The organism is Serratia sp. J2, assembly GCF_046269175.1.
Taxonomy (GTDB): Bacteria; Pseudomonadota; Gammaproteobacteria; order Enterobacterales; family Enterobacteriaceae; genus Chania; species Chania fonticola_C.
The window spans coordinates 1-16,771 of the sequence record NZ_JBKABN010000036.1 but is presented as its reverse complement, the minus strand read 5'-3'; the positions used below and the strand labels follow the sequence as shown (position 1 = coordinate 16,771).

At 43.5% G+C, this 16,771-nt stretch carries 14 protein-coding genes; 8 read left to right on the top strand and 6 right to left on the bottom strand.

Annotated elements, in window-relative coordinates; genetic code table 11:
- Positions 1–879: a U32 family peptidase gene (locus ACKWMY_RS25170; protein ID WP_409487285.1), complete on the bottom strand. Its 879-nt coding sequence runs from the start codon at positions 877–879 to the stop codon at positions 1–3.
- 8 nt (positions 880–887) lie between these two features.
- Positions 888–1,883, bottom strand: a complete 996-nt coding sequence (locus ACKWMY_RS25165) for a peptidase U32 family protein (protein ID WP_021179065.1) — start codon at positions 1,881–1,883, stop codon at positions 888–890.
- A gap of 288 nt (positions 1,884–2,171) precedes the next feature.
- Between ACKWMY_RS25165 and ACKWMY_RS25160 the strand changes: the two genes are divergently transcribed.
- Positions 2,172–2,693, top strand: a complete 522-nt coding sequence (locus ACKWMY_RS25160; RefSeq protein ID WP_309047422.1) for an SCP2 domain-containing protein — start codon at positions 2,172–2,174, stop codon at positions 2,691–2,693.
- Positions 2,687–3,190: a GNAT family N-acetyltransferase gene (locus tag ACKWMY_RS25155; RefSeq protein WP_024529060.1), complete on the top strand. Its 504-nt coding sequence runs from the start codon at positions 2,687–2,689 to the stop codon at positions 3,188–3,190. The genes ACKWMY_RS25160 and ACKWMY_RS25155 overlap by 7 nt, the downstream gene beginning before the upstream one ends.
- On the opposite strand, the gene ACKWMY_RS25150 is transcribed toward ACKWMY_RS25155, so the two are convergent.
- The 4 genes from ACKWMY_RS25150 to ACKWMY_RS25135 all read right to left on the bottom strand — a co-directional run bounded on the left by ACKWMY_RS25150 (position 3,177) and on the right by ACKWMY_RS25135 (position 8,225).
- A complete protein-coding gene (locus tag ACKWMY_RS25150; RefSeq protein ID WP_024529059.1) occupies positions 3,177–3,473 on the bottom strand; it encodes a GIY-YIG nuclease family protein in 297 nt (98 codons plus the stop codon). The two genes, ACKWMY_RS25155 and ACKWMY_RS25150, sit on opposite strands and share 14 nt — an antisense overlap.
- 109 nt (positions 3,474–3,582) lie before the next feature.
- Positions 3,583–6,609 (bottom strand): ATP-binding protein, encoded by a 3,027-nt coding sequence (locus tag ACKWMY_RS25145; RefSeq protein ID WP_409487284.1) that lies wholly within the window; start codon positions 6,607–6,609, stop codon positions 3,583–3,585.
- A gap of 31 nt (positions 6,610–6,640) precedes the next feature.
- The gene (locus tag ACKWMY_RS25140; protein ID WP_029711170.1) at positions 6,641–7,294 is read right to left on the bottom strand and encodes a response regulator transcription factor; all 654 of its coding nucleotides are present in this window, start codon (positions 7,292–7,294) and stop codon (positions 6,641–6,643) included.
- Between the two features lie 403 nt (positions 7,295–7,697).
- The gene (locus tag ACKWMY_RS25135) at positions 7,698–8,225 is read right to left on the bottom strand and encodes a LuxR family transcriptional regulator (protein WP_261160649.1); all 528 of its coding nucleotides are present in this window, start codon (positions 8,223–8,225) and stop codon (positions 7,698–7,700) included.
- Between the two features lie 1,872 nt (positions 8,226–10,097).
- Between ACKWMY_RS25135 and ACKWMY_RS25130 the strand changes: the two genes are divergently transcribed.
- The 6 genes from ACKWMY_RS25130 (at position 10,098) to ACKWMY_RS25105 (ending at position 16,699) form a co-directional block, all read left to right on the top strand.
- Positions 10,098–10,619: a fimbrial protein gene (locus ACKWMY_RS25130; protein ID WP_074031595.1), complete on the top strand. Its 522-nt coding sequence runs from the start codon at positions 10,098–10,100 to the stop codon at positions 10,617–10,619.
- A 65-nt stretch (positions 10,620–10,684) separates the two neighbouring features.
- Complete coding sequence (locus ACKWMY_RS25125) at positions 10,685–11,422, top strand: molecular chaperone (RefSeq protein WP_074031594.1); 738 nt, start codon at positions 10,685–10,687, stop codon at positions 11,420–11,422.
- Positions 11,423–11,457: 35 nt separating this feature from the next.
- Positions 11,458–13,995, top strand: coding sequence for a fimbria/pilus outer membrane usher protein (locus tag ACKWMY_RS25120; RefSeq protein ID WP_409487283.1), 2,538 nt, complete (start codon positions 11,458–11,460; stop codon positions 13,993–13,995).
- A 17-nt stretch (positions 13,996–14,012) separates the two neighbouring features.
- Positions 14,013–15,212 (top strand): fimbrial protein, encoded by a 1,200-nt coding sequence (locus ACKWMY_RS25115; protein WP_199063856.1) that lies wholly within the window; start codon positions 14,013–14,015, stop codon positions 15,210–15,212.
- Between the two features lie 80 nt (positions 15,213–15,292).
- The gene (locus ACKWMY_RS25110) at positions 15,293–15,922 is read left to right on the top strand and encodes a response regulator (RefSeq protein WP_409487282.1); all 630 of its coding nucleotides are present in this window, start codon (positions 15,293–15,295) and stop codon (positions 15,920–15,922) included.
- Positions 15,923–16,060: 138 nt separating this feature from the next.
- A complete protein-coding gene (locus ACKWMY_RS25105; RefSeq protein ID WP_409487281.1) occupies positions 16,061–16,699 on the top strand; it encodes a helix-turn-helix domain-containing protein in 639 nt (212 codons plus the stop codon).
- Positions 16,700–16,771: the final 72 nt, after the last annotated feature.

Below are 16,771 nucleotides of genomic sequence, written 5' to 3'. Positions count from 1 at the left end.
TTACTGCACCAGTTCCAACCCGGCTACGCGCCGCCAGTAGCCGTTGCATTCGGCATGGTCGGTTAACGTCAGTGGCTGCTTGCCTTGCTCATTAGCCCGGAAGCTGTCGAGCATCGCCAGTGTTTCTTCGCCCTGTGGCGATAGACGTACAATATCCACCAACCCCTGCATGCTGGTCAGTTCGTTGCCCAGGTTGTAGCAGTAGCCGCTCATGGTCTGGATACCGTTGAGCACAAACACCTGTTGGTTCTCTTGAGAATTGACGATTCGCCCCTGCGGATATTTGATGCAGCAGGTTTCGCATTCATCCTTGCCCCGGTTTTCTGAGCGGGCAGTAAAACAGCGCGCCGAATAGGCCAGTGGTAAATGGCCGTAACTCAACACTTCCACTTCAAATCCTTGGCGGAACCCCAATTCATTACATTGCTGCAGTAAATTGACCAGCCAGTCCCGTGAAAGCTCTACCGGCATGCACCAGCGCATCATGCCCTGCTTGTGTAGCAGACGCAGAGTGTAGGCGTTGTAGCAGTTGAGGGCATGCCCGGCGACAAACGGCAAACCGCGATCGGCAGCCATATTCACCGTACCAAGGTCGTTGGCTTCGATCAGGAATTCGCCGTTCTCCACATAACGCTTCAGCTCATTCAGCTCTGAAGGTGCCTGTAGCAAAGCCAAAGTGGAAATTACCACCTGCTTGCCAGATTTGGCGATCTCCTGTGCCAGCGCCAGCCAGTCAGCTACTTTCATCTCACGCCGTTTGGTGCAGACGCTTTCGCCAAGATAGATGATATCGGCACTGCTGCTCATCGCCTGCTGATAAAAGGCCTCTATCTCGCTGTTTGGCCAGTAGTAGAGCACCGGGCCTAATGCATATTTCATGGTTTCTCCTACTGCCATTTGCGGTGGTACGCGCCAAGCGTGGTCTGGGTACCTTCGGACATTGCGCCGAGCGTTTCCATCCAGGCGGCGTCGGCTTGATAGCCAGCCGGGTTGGCCATACAGCGATCTATGGCCTGGCGCCAGACGCGCGCAACCTGGCTGACATAGGCAGGGCTGCGTTGACGGCCTTCAATCTTCACTGAGGCAATATTGGCAGCCAGTAGCTCCGGCAGCAGCTCCAGCGTATTCAGGCTGGTGGGTTCTTCCAGCGGGTGATAGAGCACGTTATCCACCAGATAGCGGCCTTTGCACAGCGTTGGGTAACCGGCGTTTTCGCCGTCCTGATAGCGATCGATCAGCACGTCATTCAGGCGAGATTCCATCCCCTGTGGCGTTTGTTGCCAGCGTACAAAGCGGGCTGGTGAGCAGGCGCCCACGGTGTTAGGCGATTCCCCGGTCAGATAAGAGGAGAGATAACACCGCCCCTCGGCCATGATGCACAGGCTGCCAAAGGCGAACACTTCCAACGGCACCGGGCTGGTGCGCGATAATTGCTTCACTTGGTGCATCGACAGCACGCGCGGTAGCACCACGCGGGCCACATCAAAGTGGCGTTGATAAAAACGGATGGCTTCTTCATTGGTCGCAGAGGCTTGCACCGAAACATGGCGCTCCACCTGCGGATAACGTTCCGCTGCGTACTCCAGCATTGCCAAATCTGCCAGGATCAGCGCGTCGGCACCCAACTGGGCGGCCATATCCACGGCTCTCTGCCAGCGGGCATAGCCATCGGGGTGAGCAAAGGTGTTGATGGCGATATGTAGCTTGCGGCCATGCCGGTGCACATAGTCTGCCGCTTCCTGCAGCTTCTTCTCGGTAAAGTTCAGCCCGGCAAAGTGGCGCGCATTGGTATCGTCTTTCAGGCCGATGTAAACGGCATCTGCGCCATTATCTACCGCGGCTTTCAAGGCCGGCAGGTTGCCAGCGGGGCAAAGCAGCTCCATAGATCTATCCTGATTCCAGCTATACACCTGGCCAGGTATACGCTGTGATAAACGTTGCCGGGCCATTGATTCGCCTGGCAATGATGTAAATGGGGAGACAATTTTAGTGAACCCGAGGTTAACAAGCTTTGATTTGAGGCAGCTTCTGGCGTATTGATATTCAAGCGGTAACTTGAAATCTGTAGGGCAAGATGAGCGTTAATTGCACCATTTGTTGATATAGACCGGTTACGCGTAGCCGCAATGTGGCAAAATAACCTCAGACTGAGTGGAAAGGAGTGAATAACAGTGTTGGAAAAACTACGAGCACGTATTGTGCGTCAAGGGCCGTCGCTGTTGCGCGTACCGTTAAAATTCACGCCGTTTGCTCTGCAGCGTCAGGTTTTGCAACAGGTGCTGAGCTGGCAGTTCCGTCAGGCGCTGGCTGAGGGGGATTTAGAATTTCTCGAATCGCGCTGGTTGAAGATTGAAGTACGCGATCTGGCACTGCAATGGTTTATGACGGTAGAAAACGATAGGCTGGTGGTGAGCCAACAGGCTGAGGCAGACGTCAGCTTCAGCGGCGAAGCCAACGATCTGATTTTGATTGCGGCACGCAAGCAAGATCCCGACACGCTGTTTTTCCAGCGTCGGTTGCAGATTGAAGGAGATACCGAATTGGGCCTGTATGTAAAAAATCTGATGGACGCTATCGATCTGGATGCGATGCCTACGCCGTTACGCGTTGGGTTGCTGCGATTAGCGGACTTTGTGGAAGCCGGTTTGCAGGAGGGCACGGTGCAAACTTCCCGTGTGCCGCAGCCATGTTGATCCGCGTTGAAATACCGGTGGATGCCGCAGGTATTGATGCGCTGCTGCGTAACGCCTTTGGCCGTGATGACGAAGCCGATCTGGTGCAACAACTGCGTGAAGACGGGTTGTTGACGCTGGGCATCGTTGCTACCGACGAAGAGGGCGGCGTGGTCGGTTATGCCGCTTTCAGCCCGGTTGACGTTGCGGGCGAAGATCGCCAATGGGTTGGACTCGCGCCGTTGGCAGTAGAGGAAAGCCTGCGTCGCCAAGGGCTGGCAGAAAAGCTGGTTTACGAAGGGCTGGATGCGCTGAATGAGTTCGGCTATGCCGCCGTAGTGGTGCTGGGCGAACCGGCTTACTACGGGCGTTTCGGCTTTAAAACGGCTGCCCAGTTCGATCTGCATTGCCGCTGGCCAGGAACGGAAGCCGCATTCCAGGTTTATCCGTTGGCGGAAGATGCACTGAGCGGTGTGAATGGGCTGGTGGAGTATTCTGCGCCCTTTAGTCGCTTTTAACTACCGGCAGTAGGTATTCCAATGAGAGGGGCGGATTAACTATCAGCTCCTCTTTTTGCTTTTTGCTCAACTGCTTCACCCGATACTCCAGCCGCAACGCCATTGAGCGATCCCCCACCTGACAGTGAAATACCAGTTCCAGCTCCCCTTTGCCACGTAGGGCTTTGGCCCCTTTACCGGCCTGATGCTGCGCCGCTCGCCGGGCGACGTCTGTCGTGATCCCGGTGTACAGCATCCCGCTTGGCATTCGCAGCATATAGAGATGCCAGGTTGTTTCAGTCATAACGGCCTGCGTAAATTTCTAGTGATCATTCTGGCGGATGGACTGCGCTATTTTTCAGCGTTACCCACCAGAGTTCAACAGATAAATGACCAAGCTGTGAACCATCTGTTTACTCAAGGTTGAGATATCCAAGTTTGTCTAGCTGGCTCTTAAAGTCATCAAGCTGTTGCGCCAAAAATGTCAGAGCCTGTGAGATTGCGTCCGGGTTTGGCGCATTTTCGCGACACAGGGCATCTAATTGATTACATATGCTCACAATGTCATCTTGATGAATAAAACTAAATGGGCCTTTGAGTCTATGTATGGTTTCAGATAGTAACAGCCAATCCCCATTCTGCCGGTGAAGTTGTGCTTCGAGTCGATCGGCCAACGTACTTTGCCAAAGTGACTGCAAGAATATCGCGACTGCAGATTGCTGATTTGCCAAAGCTTCCAGTAAACGTTGTTGTAGACCTTGCTCTAAAGAAAGTTCAGTGCTGGGGTTAAGGGGGGATAGACAAAACTGTGGCAATATTTCGGCCCATTTCGCCAGACCTATAGGCTTACGTAAACAAAGATCCATCCCCGCAGCTATTGCCTCGCCAAATATTTCAGGTTCTACAAAAGCAGTTAAACCAACGATCGGGACTCTGGTTTCTCCTCGTATGACTTCACGCTGGCGTATTTTTTCTGCCAACGTCATTCCTGACATTATTGGCATAGCGACATCGGTGATGATTAAGGAAAATTTATTATTAGCCATCAATTCCAGAGCTTGTACCCCGTCATTTGCAGTCGTGACGTTGGCACCGAGTTGCTGCAATTGAGTAGATAGCAATATTCTATTAGCAGAATGATCGTCAACGATGAGTATCGGGGGAGACTCCGGCAATGATTGCACCGAAGTGGCTGCGTCAATTGGCAAAGCATTCTCAACGGGTTGCACCGCAGGAAATGTGACACAGACATGCAGTTGTGTACCTTTACCCAGTTCGCTGTTCAACGTAATGTAGCCTGCCATCATATCCAATAGGCGTCTGCTAATGGTTAAACCTAAACCGGTGCCTCCGGCATATCTTGCAGTATCCTCAATCTGAGTAAATGGTGAGAACAATCTTGGAATGTCCGATGTTGCAATCCCTACGCCCGTATCACTAACTTCGAATGTTACTGTTATGGAATCGCTATCAGGTTTTCTATTGGCCGTGCATTGGAAGGTAATCTTTCCTTGCCGGGTAAACTTCACCGCATTAGACAGCAGGTTGGCTAAGATCTGGCGCAGTCGCAAAGGATCCGCCAGTAGCCAACAATCTGTCGCATCTCCGTTGAACTCCAAAATAAAATCAAGACCTTTACTCTTGGCCATAGGAGAAAACATCCGTTCTAACAATCCAAGCTGTTCAGACAGACAAACAGGTTGTGGTTGCAAAACCATTTTATCTGCTTCAATCTTGGATAAATCCAGAAGATCATCAATAAGCATTAATAAATGTTGAGAAGATTCATTGGCAATTATCAATTCATTGCGTTGTTGCAGCGCTAATTCATTACTGTGTAGCTGCAATTCCAACATGCCAATGATCACGTTCAACGGGGTACGAATTTCGTGACTTATCGTAGACAGGAAAGTTGACTTGGCACGATTCGCCTTGTCGGCGAGTTCCTTAGCCTGGCGCAGCGCTGTCTCAAGACGTGTACGTTCGCTGATGTCCAGCCAACCGCTTAACATACCCACAATATCGCCAAGGCTGTTATAGAAAGGAATGCTCCAGGTATATAAATGACTGGTTTCATGTTCGGTAGTAAAACTCAAGTCTTTAAAACAGGCTTTTCCGGTATCCTTCGATTGATAATAGATCTCTCTGAGTTGAGTGAAGAAATGGGGATGCTCATTAAGTATGAAGAGAGTGGGTTCATCAGCATCGGAGGCTGGGATTTGCAATAGCTCCATAAAAGCTGGATTGCCTGATTCTATTTGAAAATCAGCTTTCACGACAAACATTGCTAATGGTAAGTTATCAAACAGTACTCGTTGAAAAGACAGTTCATCCAGTAATTTTATTTCCGTGCTCTTTCTTTTTTTTACCTGTATCCACAATAATTTAATCCAGAACAAAGAGAATAAAATAATAATAAAAACAACAGTGGCACCTACAAGGAATTTATTTTGATTCCAAAGGAATGATTTCTCTGGAAAAGGTGAGTTGGCATCATACTGTTGTTTGAATTCAAAGTAATTAGTTGGCAATCCCAGTATCACTTTGTTCATTATACTCAGAAACTCAGGTTGGCCTTTAGCGACACCTATACTGTAAGGAATATAGCTAGGGGGAGGTAATGCGGGCCCATCAATCACCAATTCATTCTGGTAGTTATGTGAAATCTCGTAACTTGCAAGAGTAAAATCAGCGACGACCGCATCGACATTACCTTGGGTTAATAGGTTTAAAGCATCTGATGTTTTTGATTGTAATGTCATATTGACCGGAAAAGACTTGAATTCCTCTAGTAATACGCGCTTGGGTGATGCTGTTAACGCAATAATCTTTCCCTTTAAGGCTGCCATACTCTCAAAGTGTGGCCCTCCTTTACGTGAGATGATGACTAGCAATGAATAGTTGTAGGGGATAGTTAGCGACAGTAAGTCAGGTTTATCTTTAGGCATTTTATAGATATAAGGTATAAATGTGCTATTCCCTTGTTGAATATCAGTGAACAACTCTTGCTGTGTGCGCCTTAACCGGCCCTGAAAAACGACACCAATACGCTGACCTAGATCATTAAGTTTTTCAGCAGCAAAGCCTGCGGGCGTACCTGTAGTTGAGGAAAAAGATAACGGTGTCTCATCATTGGTGATACTATAAAATATTATCGGGTGAGATTTTATCCAATCTTGTTCATCCTGATTGAAAATAATTTTTTGTTCCGATTTTTTTGCATCCCTGAATAGGTAACTCTCAGGGTTTAGGAGGGAAGGTGAATAGCTTGACAAACAACACTCTTTTATCAATTTGGTTGCTGGAAAGGAGGCGGTTGCCGTTTCAATTTTAGTTAATGGCTGTTTTTTTAGGGTTTCGACAGCAGTGACCTTAAAAGAAGTACTAACACTAAAAATAGCTAAAAACATAAAAATAAAATTTATTTTAGCGTTGTTCATAAAATACCTCCTTCTGAAACTCTATAATAAATCAGCCTCCATTGATTAAGCCATGAAGTATGGCGAATGAAGCTATCTCAACAGAACTATTAAGGTTAAGTTTTTTCTTTATATTTAGTTTGTGAGTGCTAACCGTTTTTTCACTTATATTTAATGCCTGTGCAATGCCTATATTACTCTGCCCTTTAGCTAGAGCAATAAAAATTGTGAGTTCTCGATGTGTCAATCTATTAACTATGTCGCCAGTGTCAGAGGTCTTAACTTCTTTACTCCATTGAGAATTCGAAGGGAAACAGTTATATCCAGCAAGTACTGAACGTACCATGCTCAATATTTCCTCCGTGGTGCAACTCTTACTGATATATCCATTACACCCTATTGCGGCTAGTTTTTCAGCGTAAATACGCGGATCATGACTTGAAAAAATTAATATCTTTGAGTTTGCGGCATGATTCTTAATGTTGAAAACAAGCTCGAGACCGTTGGTGTCAGGTAGGATTAAGTCAAGTATAATTAGGTCAGGCTTTAGCTTTTTGACAGCTAATATACCTTCTTGGCCATTACTTGCCTCACCAATAACATCAATATTATTTTCTGTTGACAGGATGGTTCTAAGTGCAAAACGCACTGATGGGTGATCCTCAATAATAACGACTGACTTATTCAACTGAACGTCAAGGGCCATAATACTACTCCAAAACCATATATAATAAAACCGACTTATTAACCCAATTTAAGCATTATGATTTCTAATGGTTATTATCATTATAGTTCATTTATAGAATTATGCTGTTTTTTTAAGTAAATGGTATCATTTAGACCCGGTGTAGCAAAAATCTAATGCGATTAGCGGCATTTAATAGTTGCTTAATCTGTTACCAAACTCGTTTTGTAACAAGAAATGTAGAGCGGATGTACAGAATATGCTCCGTTCATCGCCAACAAAAAATAATTTTAATGGGGCGGTGAAAATTATCCAGAATTATTTCAGGAATAACGCTAATTTATTTCAAATACCACCTTATTGGCTGTTTAAATCATGTTTTTATCTTCTGGCTGACTTGTTTAATATGAAAAAAGCCAACGGTTCAGATCATATGCAAATGTGAGAGTGTTCTAACACCTAGTTTTTTTAGAGCATTTTCTTGCTGAGTGTAAACTGTTTTTATGCTCACTGCTAACAGTCGGCTCAGATTGTATACATCTATTCCCTGAAGTCTATAGCTTAAAATGCTTGCCTCTTTATAACTCAATTTACATATTTTAGGAAGATTTGATATAACGTGTCCTTTAACTATGCTTGTAATGTAATTTTCGTCTACCTTGCAGGATAAGAATGAAGAAAATAAATTAGTATTTAGTAATCCATTTCTATCATAGGGGAGTATATATGCACGACAACAAAAATAATTTAGCATCACTAATATAGACATTGTAAAATTAAAGCCGCCAGCGGCTATCATAAATACATCATCTTCCATTATAAAACCATTTTTACGTGAATTCATCATCATTCTAATGGTAATGAGTTTAACTGAAATTCCGTATTTCTTTTCTACTAAATCATTTAAACCGGCATGGAAAAACATATCTTCTGAAAATAAATAAATATTCAAGTTATCCACCTAAAATTACAAATTAAAAATACCCGATTATCGACTCTCATTGGTCCCTTATTTTATCCAAGGTACCTCAGAGCAAGATTTAACATTAAAAATCAATAAGTTTAAAGTTATAACTCGTTAAACACATAGGCAAGTTTGTTAGTTCCACACCTTAGCATAATAAAATCTATTTACATTGATTTTTGCAGTGCTAAATACTTCAATAAACATCCATTTAAAGTGATTTTTAAAATTAAGTATGGATGGATTGAAAATTGGAACCGATAAAAACTCTTCAACGTCCCCTGGAGGGGGGCTCAAGAGAAAGATTAGATAAAATATACTAATGGTATCGAAAATAGTGTTATCTATTGTATATTTAATGCCCGTTTCATGTGGGGCCTCAAGCTATAATGTGCTCTCATACAACTCTCGTTATGACTGACTTGCAGTCGTGAGATAATAGCTGTCAAGACCATTTAGGTAGTCGTCATCTTTCCTCTATAGTGACCCAATCACCCTTTCCTACAGTACAGCGACTGAACTTAGGCAGTTCCCAGTAATTTATCAAACTATTACTTCTGACTATGACTGATAACCCAGTGTTTTACGTTCAATTTTTATTATCATCAGATCATAATCGATTCTTATTATCCCTGCTTATGATACTGAGGTAAATGTCAATTGGGTATATATTTTATTATTTAACAAAAAATGACATTTTAATCCCGCAAATCAATTTAGGTGTGGTAATTAATTTTATTTATTTAACTAAAACAGCATAATATATCAATCGGCATAGGACAAAGCAAATGTTGATAGGTACGCGCTGCAAGTATATGAAATTAGTTTTAATTGTAAGTGGTATGTTAAAAATAGGCCGTAACAGCCAAATTAATCTCTCGTTAAGCTATAACGAGCGGTTCAATATATATAGTAGTGAAAATAGATAGGTAGTAGACGAAGGGGGCTAGCCGCTGACATGAAAGTGCATATCACTCTTATGAAGGTGATATCACGTGGTCTTTAAGTTGGGTGGGTTAACATGAAGAAAATCAAACAGCTGTTTGTGGCGCTTTCAGCAATACTGGCTCAACAGATGTGAGAACTCAGACTTCGACTACCTGGCCTGCGATTGCCACAAAAGATACTATCCACCAATAGGTTGTTACTCCGTTCAGCAGTTTTCAGGTCTACTACGCTGGCTGCATCAAGGGTTTTAGCCACCGGAAAAATCAGCTTGATTGTGGCTAAAACATTTACCGTCTTGAAATAAACTGACCGTTAAGACGGGGGGATTGGCATCGTTGACCAATTAGGAGACTTCTTTGCCCTGATCGATAAGCATTACCGACAATGGGCCGGTTTAGATGCGGATACTGAAACTACCATGATTTATAACGCCTAAACTTACCTTACCATCTGTATCTGAGTAGATAAATGCTCCTATTTTCAGTCAGCGTCAGGTAAAACCGGCGTTGCAATGACATCTGTATCCTATATCGAACGGATCCACGGTATATTGGAACATGATATAACTATATTGACAAATACGAATGCTTATCAATTAATATAAATACAACGGATATATCGTTATAAATATAACAAAAACAATGGGATGGTATATTTTATAACGGTGTTCTGAGTAAAAAATAAGTAAAATCCTAGAAAAATTCAGGAAAAGGCTTACCCCAAAATGGGGGATTCATATCTATACACAAATAGGAAAAGATAACTATTATAGTCAGGCATTCAAGGCTAAGTGTGTTCTGCTTTGTCGGGGTGTTGAGTTATTAATACTCCCTAGTTCGCTAGGGAATGACTCAAATGATATGATCTAGTCAATAGATTATAGGGAAACTTACTTCTTAAATGGTATTTTAAATGAAAAAAATTGCATTAGCATTATCATTCATCTTGGCTGGTGCCTCCCATTTAGCAAGTGCTGCGGATGGCCAAGTCAATTTCACCGGTAATATCACTGCAAGCACCTGTTCAATTAATGGTGGCGTTGCGGCTCCGCAATTAGTCAATCTGGGCAATGTTCCGGCATCATCCCTGATGACTTCTGGACAGACTGCAGGCGCGAAAAGCTTCGCAATAGAATTGACAGGCTGTACAGGTGGTAACACCGCGGTTGCCGCTCATTTCGAGTCTCTGACGTTGGGTAACCCGGCTGGCCGCTTGAATCTGGATGCTACCTCAGAAGCCAGTAATGTTGAAATCGCGCTCTATGACAACTTGGGTGCTTTGCAGCCTGTCAACGGTGTTATTCCGGCACAAACCTTCGTTACGCTGACTGGTGGTAATGCGACACTGAACTATGTTGCAGCCTATTACGCAACTGGTGAGGCTGAGGTAGGGACTGCAAATTCTGAAGTATCTTACACTCTTTCATACCAGTAAGTTAGCTAATTTATTATATAGAGGGGGGTACCCCTCTATTCATTTTCGATTTTCACAAGACTAATATGAATAAAGCAAATCCCTATATCATCTTGGCATTGGTATTAAGTAACTATGTCAGTTATGCATCTGCTAGTGTTATTATACACGGCACGCGAGTGGTCTTTCCTAGCGATAAACAGGAAGTTTCTCTGCGCATTGAAAATGACAATTCATTGCCAGTGCTAGTACAAGCATGGGTTGATGATGGTCATTCAGCCATGTCGGCAAAAATGCCTAAAACACCGTTTGCTATTACACCGCCAATGTTTCGTATGGAACCTAAGCAGGGACAGTCATTACGTATAATTTATAATGGCAGCATATCGGTAAAAGATAGAGAGTCTGTATTTTGGGTTAATGTCTTTGAAATACCGCCAACAGACGCCAATAATAAAGAAAATAGTTTACAGCTGGCATTCAGAAGTAGGATAAAACTATTTTATCGCCCAGCAGAACTGGCAACACCAAAAACGGATGAGCTGGCTAAACAGATGCAGTGTACTGGCAACAAAGAGACACCGCAGATGCTGACGCTCAGTTGTAAAAATACATCGCCTTACTATCTGTCTTTTTCTCAGGTTGATGTCATGGTGAATAATAAGCCCGTGTCGGTTTCATTACAACGTTTTGGCATGATCGCACCATTCGGGTCCTTGAGTACCAAGGTTAAAGTGCCAGAAAGTACATTGCCTATGAAACTGAACTACCTTCTCATTAACGATCAAGGTGGTGCAAAGGAATATACTGAAATACTTTTATAACCTGCTTTGAATTATATAAGGACGACATTCTCTCTATGGACCAGATAAATGAAGCAAATGCCAGAAATTTAACGTCTAAAGTTGCTCTGGTGTTATTGTTAGCCAATGTAACTCTGGTGGGGGCAGCCTGGGGGACTGATGCATCTGTGATACCGCAGGATAGTTCCAAGGGGCAGGCGTACTTATATAACACTAGTTTCTTAGTGGGCTCAGAAAAGGTCGATGTTGCGCGTTTTGCATATGGTAATGATATTACACCAGGTAGTTATAGTATGTCTATTCTGGTTAATAAAAAGCTTGTGGGTAAGGCTAACTTACTCATTAAAGATATTGAAAATAAAAAAGTAGTCTGTCTGAGCAAAGAGCTAATAAGATTACTGGATCTTAAGGTTGAAAATGTTCCGCTTGATTCAGACTCCGGCAGCTGTGTGTTACTCAACTCACTGATACCTACTGCCAGTTATATCATAAACATGCCAGACTTGGCTGTGGATTTTTCGATCCCGCAGGTTTACTTGCAACGTGAATCTCAAGGGGACGTTAGTCAAGCATTGTGGGATGCGGGTATTAACGCGGGCTTTATTAATTATAATGCAAACTATTATGAATCCCGTATTAATGGTAATCAACAGGCACTTACTAATTCTAACTTTTTCACCTTACTCAATAGTGGCGTGAACTTAGGTTTGTGGCAGCTGAGAAATAATTCCAACTATAGCAGCAGCAATAACGGTATTAGTAAATGGACAACGCTGAACAGTTATCTGCAACGACCATTACCAGCCTTTAAGGGTATGTTGGTAGCCGGTGAATACAATACATCCGGACAATACTTCGATAGCTTAAGCTTTCGTGGCATCCAACTTGCTTCCGATGACCGCATGCTGCCTGCTTCACAGCAGGGTTTTGCACCGGTAGTACGTGGTGTAGCGCGTACCAATGCACTGGTACAAGTAAGCCAGCGAGGAGTCTTGCTAAATAAAACTACCGTTGCTCCTGGCGCTTTTGCGATCGATGATCTTTATCCTACTGGATATGGCGGTGAACTGGATGTGGTTGTTACTGAAACTGATGGGACGGTACAGACATTTTCAGTACCTTACTCTTCGGTAGCATCATTATTACGGGACAATAGCTCCCGCTATGCTGTGACCTTTGGTCAGTTGAATAACCAAATTTTACGTAGCAAACCTACATTTTTGCAAGCACTCTATTCCCGTGGGGTATCTAATAATATAACGGCCTATGCAGGGAGTCAGTTCGCAGAAAATTATCAGTCTGCTGTAGTAGGTTCTGCATTCAATACCCGTCTTGGCGCACTGGGGGTTGATATTACAGGCTCATCGGCAGACCTGCCATCGGGTAACAGCCGAGGTTGGAGTGTTAAAGCCTCTCATAGCAAGTATTTGGAAATTAGCCAAACGTTTTTATCATTAGCGACCTATCGCTATTCAGATAAGGGTTATTATGGCTTCAATGAGGCAGCACAACAGCGTGAGCTGGATTATAGTCATGTTCTGCGCCAGAAAGGGCGCTTTGAACTGGCAATCAGTCAACAAGTTTTAGATTACGGTAGTCTGTTTATTTCTGGTTCTATCCTATCCTATTGGGATAGGTCAGGCTCATCGAGCAATTATCAGGCAGGATATTCATTTTTAGTTAAGAATATGAATGTTGGCACTTCTATTTCGCGAGTAAGCAATAATTCAGGCGAAAGCGAAAATCAATATATGCTGACATTAAGCATCCCCTTTGGGGGTGAACGTTATGGATATCATAGTGTTACCACCAGCCTTAACACTAATAGCGAAGGCTTGTCGCAAACCACGCTGGGTCTTAATGGCTCACTGGGGCAGGATAACTCTCTGTCTTATGGAATGTCAGGCAGTACTGATTCCCACAATCAAAGCTCTGTGTCTGGCAATATGGCTAAAAATCACTCCATGGGTCAGGCATCAGTGTCAGCCAGCCAGGGAAAAAATTTCCGGCAATATGCCTTGGGGATGTCCGGCTCTGCGGTTGTTCATTCAGGTGGGCTGACTTTGGGGCAATATGCTGCAGATGCCATGGCGTTGGTAGAGGCAAAAAATGCCGCAGGTGCCAGAGTGGAAAATATTTCAGGCGTCACTATTGACCGTTTCGGTTATGCGATTGTGCCTTATCTCAGTGCTTATCGCAATAACACTATTAATATCGATCCACAAGGCATGCCTGAAAATACAGAGCTTTTAAGCAGTGGTAGCAAAGTTGTGCCCTACAGTGGCGCAATCGTCAAAGTTAAATTCGATACCCGTTCAGGAAATAAGGCGTTCATCGAAAGTACGACACCTGATGGTGAACCTTTACCTATGGGAGCAATGGTTGTGGATGAGAAGGGAAATAATGTCGGTATGGTTGGTCAGGGTGGCGTACTGTATGCCAGTGGCTTGAATGATGATGGCCTGCTGCTTGTCTCTTGGCGCTCCGATTTAACCGGCCAGTGCCGTATTCGCTATCATTTTGCCAAAGAGAAAGCGACTGACAAAAACCATGGGATGCGCCAATTATCCCTGCCATGTACCCCCATGAAATAAGTGGCCAGAGAACAAAGATGAAACTATTTTTATTAAAAATCATACGTAATGAACGGGCAGTGAGAGTATTGCTTATCACCTTATTGTCTGGCTTGTTACCCCAGCAGGCCCTGGCCGTAAGAGCCTGTGTCTATACCCCTGGCATTCCAGTACTGAGCCCCTACGTAGAGGTGCCCTCGGCAAACGGTATAGTCGCCGTGAATGATGGTAAATACCCCGCCCCGATGAATAGCACTTATGCCACGCCATCATCGAACAGCGGCAGTGCTGCATGGAGCTTGACCTGTACAGCACCCGTGCAGGTCACTCCGGTGTTACAAACACACTTGATTCCAGATACCCGGTTTACCAATAAGGGTTATCCGAATATGCAGCAGACCACCGCCTATGGTAGTGGCAACTATTACTATTCTGCAGAAATGTGGTACAACAGCCCGGCCGGGGATAAGGTCTGGTTTACCGGTGCCGCAGGTACTAATACTCTGGGTGCACCTTTTATCCTGGCTGCCAACGCAACACCTACCAACCCGGTGGTGATCCGTATGCAGGATTTTGGGATCCAGAATGTGGGTTTTCAGGGGTATCAAACGGCTAACGCCGTAGCCGGTTCGTTTACTTGGGGAACAGGTGGTCTCCTGCACTATATGCGATTTCGGATGGTTAATTATACCAGTTCGGATAAAACCGCTTATGATGACTTTTATTTTAACTTATATGTTGACCATGTGAATTTTTCGGTCCGTACCTGCGGCATTGTTTCCAGCGATCTGTTTAAAACAGTAAATATGGGTAACCGGATTTCCTCTGAATTTTCCAGTCAGAATGTGGGGGCGACCACGACACCGGTATCATTCCAAATTGGCCTGCGTTGCTTGCCGAAAACCGCAGTCACTTATCGAGTTAATGCCGGTCAGGCTGATACCATCAATGATCCTAGTAATACGCTTGGCTTGATTGCATTCAGTGGCAGTAATGTGGCAAAAGGGTTTGCACTTCAGCTTAAATCATTACCTTTTGGGCCGTCTGGTGGGCAATACCAACCCGTTAAATTTGGTGTAGCAAACACCTCGTCTGCACTTGCCGTAGGTGATGCGGTGGGTAGTGTGACCTCAGATGTTATTCGGTTCACGGCTAACTATTACAGGACGGCAAATGCGCAGAGTTCCAGCAGTGGAACTGCAAATGCAACGGCAACTATTGATATCAATTATCAATAGCAGATTTCAGATGATTTGCTGTTCCTTAAAAAGTGGCTATTAAAATTTAATGAGTCCTTTCTGCAAGTAGTGGTTTCTTTATGGATACTATAAATAGAGTCATTAAGCCATCAGTTTATATTATTGATGAGCATCCTATAGTTCGTGATTCTCTAGCGACATTAATCAGTAGCCGCTTGGGTATGCGAGTTGTTGGCAACCCTGAAAATAACGTAGATCTCCTTGTGGAGATAATGAAGGAAAAACCAGGATTAATTATTCTGGATGTCAATATGTCAACCATGAAGGTGATTTCCAGTATAAAAAGAGAGTGTAAGAATACTAAGATATTAGTTTACTCTGGAAGTAATGAGGGGATTTATTCGCGTAGGGTTTCCCAGATGGGGGCTAATGGTTTTATTTCCAGGAAACACTCGTTTGAGGTATTGTTGAACGCAATTAATTTAATTGTTAACGACATTAACTGTTTCCCAAGCTACAGTGATCATAGTGATGGCGTTCAGTTGGGTGTTTTTAGTCAGCTTTCAAAGCGAGAGGTTTCTATAGCTATCGCTTTATCCAAGGGGCTTAAAAATAATGAGATCTCTAAATTCTTTAATATCAGTGAAAAAACAGTGAGTTCTCACAAAAGGAATATATTAGGAAAGTTGAACATTAATAGCGTAATCGATCTTGTTGGCTTGCTTGAAGTGAATGATATCATAGACTGAGCATCTGGTTTATTACTGGCTTTTGGATTTTAATGTGTTGTTTTATTTTGTTTCTATATTTTTTTTGGTTAAATTTGCAATAATATCTTATCAATATATCTGTTATGGATAACACGTGAAATATTTAAGGATTTAAAAATGAGTATTACGCATGCTACTATTTTACACCCATGTCAATTTACCCGGTCGGGGCTGATTGGGCTTTTACCAGCAAACTGCGAAGTGCTTAGTACGGAAAAAATACATCAATGCAATTTGCATTTGCTTTCGGAAAACAAACCCAATTTGATCATTCTCTCCTTGCAAGGAGTAGATTATACCGTAATAGATGTTTTATCTTTGATTGATATTATATACAAAGAAAATCATCAGCATCGAATACTTATAATTATAGACGTGTACAGAAATTCTGGTCTGATAGATTACTTGCAGGAGACCAGTAGTCGGATAGGATTTATCGACACACAAAATTCTTTGTCATTTATTACTAGACAGATTAATGAACTCATTGTTGATAAAGACTCAGAGCTTTATTTGTATAATAAAAAAAATCTTAAGCCCTTGTCGCTGCGTGAACGGCAGGTGCTAAGTGGGGTTTTAATGGAGTTTAGCTATAAACAGATAGCTCAAATGTTATCTATTAGTTCTAAATTGGTAGGGCATTATAAGCGGATTGCCTTAAGAAAGTTAGGTGTAAAAAGTATGCAGTCACTATTAATTCCTACTAACCAATTGTTTAGAGTTACACCTATTCAAACTCGGAATCAACGGTCGTGACGCATATTTATTGATAGTGATGAGTATTCAGATGCCAGCCGATAGTCTTACCGTGCATTTCCGCTGACGTCG

Coding starts and splice junctions, on each gene's coding strand:
- ACKWMY_RS25170 (WP_409487285.1), bottom strand. CDS start 879: ATGAAATATGCATTAGGCCCGGTGCTCTACTACTGGCCAAACAGCGAG.
- ACKWMY_RS25145 (WP_409487284.1), bottom strand. CDS start 6,609: ATGAACAACGCTAAAATAAATTTTATTTTTATGTTTTTAGCTATTTTT.
- ACKWMY_RS25110 (WP_409487282.1), top strand. CDS start 15,293: ATGGATACTATAAATAGAGTCATTAAGCCATCAGTTTATATTATTGAT.
- ACKWMY_RS25115 (WP_199063856.1), top strand. CDS start 14,013: ATGAAACTATTTTTATTAAAAATCATACGTAATGAACGGGCAGTGAGA.
- ACKWMY_RS25140 (WP_029711170.1), bottom strand. CDS start 7,294: ATGGCCCTTGACGTTCAGTTGAATAAGTCAGTCGTTATTATTGAGGAT.
- ACKWMY_RS25165 (WP_021179065.1), bottom strand. CDS start 1,883: ATGGAGCTGCTTTGCCCCGCTGGCAACCTGCCGGCCTTGAAAGCCGCG.
- ACKWMY_RS25130 (WP_074031595.1), top strand. CDS start 10,098: ATGAAAAAAATTGCATTAGCATTATCATTCATCTTGGCTGGTGCCTCC.
- ACKWMY_RS25120 (WP_409487283.1), top strand. CDS start 11,458: ATGGACCAGATAAATGAAGCAAATGCCAGAAATTTAACGTCTAAAGTT.
- ACKWMY_RS25155 (WP_024529060.1), top strand. CDS start 2,687: ATGTTGATCCGCGTTGAAATACCGGTGGATGCCGCAGGTATTGATGCG.
- ACKWMY_RS25150 (WP_024529059.1), bottom strand. CDS start 3,473: ATGACTGAAACAACCTGGCATCTCTATATGCTGCGAATGCCAAGCGGG.
- ACKWMY_RS25105 (WP_409487281.1), top strand. CDS start 16,061: ATGAGTATTACGCATGCTACTATTTTACACCCATGTCAATTTACCCGG.
- ACKWMY_RS25125 (WP_074031594.1), top strand. CDS start 10,685: ATGAATAAAGCAAATCCCTATATCATCTTGGCATTGGTATTAAGTAAC.